The sequence below is a fragment of the Bartonella sp. AD24XZML genome, from assembly GCF_042196485.1.
Classification (GTDB): domain Bacteria; phylum Pseudomonadota; class Alphaproteobacteria; order Rhizobiales; family Rhizobiaceae; genus Bartonella.
In genome coordinates this window covers 1-3,529 of the sequence record NZ_JBHIQH010000117.1, presented here as the reverse complement: position 1 = coordinate 3,529, position 3,529 = coordinate 1, and the positions used below count along the sequence as shown (strand labels likewise).

Below are 3,529 nucleotides of genomic sequence, written 5' to 3'. Positions count from 1 at the left end.
TTGCCCCCTATGATGAGATGTGGCGTTATTTTCAACGGATACTCTCTCTTGATCGGTTGATGCAATTAGAGCGCATTAAAAGCAATGTAGACTCTAAAGAGCCTGTTGCCAAAAAAGGCATGTTTGCAGACCCTTTTCTTGATGATAGTTACAGAGATGAAGGCTTTCAACAAACGGGGGCTGTAGGCAATGGCATTTTACAGCTCGCCATTGATCCAACCTTTTACACCGCTAATCTTACAGCGCCTGTCACCCTTGACTGGACAAATGAAGTGATCATTGCGCAAGAGTTGACAACGGCTTGCGAAAAAATCAATCCTTATCAAAATTTTGCGACCTTACCTGGTACAGTAACCCTTGAACCCGCGACAGACTTCTGGCATGAACAGCGCACCGATTGGCTCTCAAGTGTCACCAATCAACTTAATATGGGATGGAATCGCGGGAGAACTATCCGTAACACAGAAGTGCGTGATGACTTGGTCAATGAAATCCGAGAACAAATTGATTTCTTAAGACAAATTACCCTTTCCTTTAAAATTGAAGGTTTTGGCAAAGGGGAAAAATTAGAAAGCTTTACCTTTGATGGCGTGGATATTTTACAAAAAATCTATTATTGTTTTACATCTCCCGATGGCGCCCTTGAGGGCACTTTCACGATTCCACAAAATATTACCGCTGGTACAAAAAATGTCGTGGCACAGGGGAAAGGGGGCACCATTGCAACGGGACTTTTTACCGGACAAGGTCTGATTGATGTGAAAGTGATGCGGCGCACCACAACAGTAAAGATATGGACGCAATTTGACCCACAAGCCCAAGTCTTTACCCCCGATGAAACACGGCAAATCACTGGAATTGACTTTCATCTTTGCAAAATCGGCAATCAGAACCATGATCTGGTGATTGATTTGGTGACAACCGAAAACGGCTATCCTACCGCCGATATTCAAGCGCAAAGCTTTTATTCTATGAAGGGCGCAAAGCTAGGTTGGGCTGGGGCACGCTATGATGTCCCCTTGTTAGTCCCTAATGACCGTCTCACCGCCTTTGTCATTAAAACCGATGATGCTGATCATGCCGTCTCACTAGCAAAGCTTGGAGATTTTGATGTAAACAGTCAAAGATTTGTCTCAAGTCACCCTTACGTGACCGGTCCACGCTTTTCTTCTGTTAACGCACAAAGTTGGACAGCCCATCAAGATGAGGCTTTAGCCTTTCGAGTGCTCGCTGCACGCTATAGGCAAACAGAAAAGATTGTCGATTTAGGCACCTTTGACCTTGTGGATTGTTCTGATTTGCAAATACGCGCAGCCATTGAGTTGCCTTCAAGTGAGTGTTCTGTCATCTTTGAAATTGAACGAAACAATGGCACAATTTATCAACTTCTTCCCTTTCAATTGCTCAGTCTTACTGAATATATCAGTGAAAAGGTCAAGCTTCGCGCTATTCTTAAAGGCACCGAAAAGCTCTCACCGGTGTTATTTGCTCCTGTTCAGTTGATTGCGGGAAAAATCCATAAGGAAGCGACCTATGTCACGCGTGCTTTTGCCTTTGGCGAAAAGGCAAGGTTAACGAGCTATATCAAAACCTTTTTACCGGGCGGTGCAACCTTCACTTGCGAGATGCAGCTGGATGATGGTGGTTTCACCCCTTTGAAACTTGACGAAACAGAACAACTCACTGAACCACTTTGGACAGAACGAAAATTTATCAGTGGTGACAAAACAGCCAAACAAGCACATTTGAAATTGACCCTTACCGGTGGACCGGCGGCGCGGTCCATGGTGCGTGATTTTGGCGCTGGCATATTATAATGGGAAAATGAGAGATGACCAAAACCAAAAAACTCGACATGGAATTGCCTAAAGAGGGGCGTTTTATCAGTTCTGAATTCCCAATCTTGCGCGAAAACTTGACCAAAATTGATCAAGCCATTGTTGATATTGAGGAAAAGGTAAACGAAAAAGCACCTTCAAAACACACGCATACCATAAGTGAAGTTGCAGATCTTGAAGCAGCCCTGAAGTCCAAGATGGCAGCCGATAAAACCTTCACCTTTGCTGATTTAAGTGATATCGAGGGGGCACACGATGCCGCCAACAATTATGTTCTCTATAAATCAAGCAATAATAACTTCACCTTTGGCAGTGCTGTCTCCCTGTTAGGCGCGCATCAACATAAAACCGAAGATATCGTGGGTCTTGACGACTTTAGAGCCAAGATCAACGAAGATCTCACAAGCTATGGGCACCTCACAAGCCCAAATGAATGGCAAAGTTATAATAAATTTACCAGCAAAGTTACCATGAGTGGTGGCTTAGAACTGTTGGGTAATTCGTCGTTTAGCCTCACCCATAATGGTGAAATAGTTACCAGTTTAAGCACAACGGGAAGCTTGCTTAAAGGACCTTTAAAAGTCGATGGAGATCTTGTTTATACGAAAGCGCAAGTGGATGCCGCCATTTTGTCACAAATAAAGAGTCTAAAAAAAGATTTGACCGATAAAATCACGAATTGGCCGGCTCTTGCCGATGCTGAATTGCTCTATACACAGGATGGAAAAATTCAATGGCCCGTCTGGGTCACCGATAAAACCAAAGTTGAGATCCAAGCTTGGGGTGGTGGGGGTAGTGGTGGTAGAGCGTTTGGGATAGGATTAGGAGGAGGTGGTGGTGGTGGTGGTTGTTCCGTCTGGTATGGCTATAAAGTCAGTTTAAACGGTCACGAGGATATCATCATTGGTAAAGGAGGGGCTTCTATTGCAAAGAATTTTGTAAGCGGTAAGCCTGGAGAAACAACAACCATTGGCAAAAATTTTATTACTGCTACCGGAGGGAAGGGTGGTGGGGGAGCTGACGCCCGTATCTCTCACTCGATTACTGGGAGTACGACTTCCTTCTATTCAGGCTCTGGTGGTGCTGGAGGCGTGGGAGGAAACTTTGGTTTAGCAACAGACGAACATCAAGGAATTGCTAAAGGTGGAAACGGTTGTGCTGGAACGAGTGGAATTACGAGTAAAACAAGCGGTAATGGAGGTGATGCTGGAGGTGATACATCAAGGGGTGGTTCTGGAGGAGTAGGCAAAGGTTCCTATAGTTCGGGAAAAGCAGGGCGTGGCTTTGGGGGTGGTGGAGCAGGTTCTCATGGGACTGATTGTTCAAGCGGTGCTGGTGCTGATGGCGCTGTTCTCATAAGATTATGGAAAGATTAAATACAAAACTAAAAATAGCACAAGTCAAATGGATAGCTGTTGTATAAGCAGGCTTATATGTTTTTAAGTCCTTTTATCGCTCTTTAAAAGCCTTTTAAAGGGCTTTTTTTGACTGACAGTGTCAGTCTTATGGAGCATGATGATGGTTGTTATAGTCTCTTCATTGATTTGGAGAGCAATATGGCAACAGAATTTAATCATGGGATTCGCATTGTAGAGGCTGGTGAGGATTCCCGTCCTTTAGCAACATTTGATCAGACCGCTATTGGTGCGGTTGTGACAGCGCCTGATGCTGACAACCAAGTTTTTCCCCTC

General features: G+C 44.5%; 2 protein-coding genes and 1 pseudogene. All 3 read left to right on the top strand.

Going from position 1 to position 3,529, the window contains the following annotated elements; all coding sequences use genetic code 11:
- Nucleotides 1-1,817: DUF4815 domain-containing protein (locus tag ACFIMX_RS10385; RefSeq protein ID WP_375694454.1), on the top strand; the 1,817-nt coding region annotated here is incomplete at its 5' end.
- 14 nt (nt 1,818-1,831) lie between these two features.
- Nucleotides 1,832-3,214, top strand: a complete 1,383-nt coding sequence (locus tag ACFIMX_RS10380) for a Bgr_08870 family protein (protein WP_375694453.1) — start codon at nt 1,832-1,834, stop codon at nt 3,212-3,214.
- A gap of 129 nt (nt 3,215-3,343) precedes the next feature.
- Nucleotides 3,344-3,529, top strand: a pseudogene (locus ACFIMX_RS10375) (hypothetical protein); the annotation flags it as partial.

Excerpts from the sequence above, each read along its gene's own strand:
- ACFIMX_RS10380 (WP_375694453.1), top strand. The coding sequence starts at position 1,832 with ATGACCAAAACCAAAAAACTCGACATGGAATTGCCTAAAGAGGGGCGT.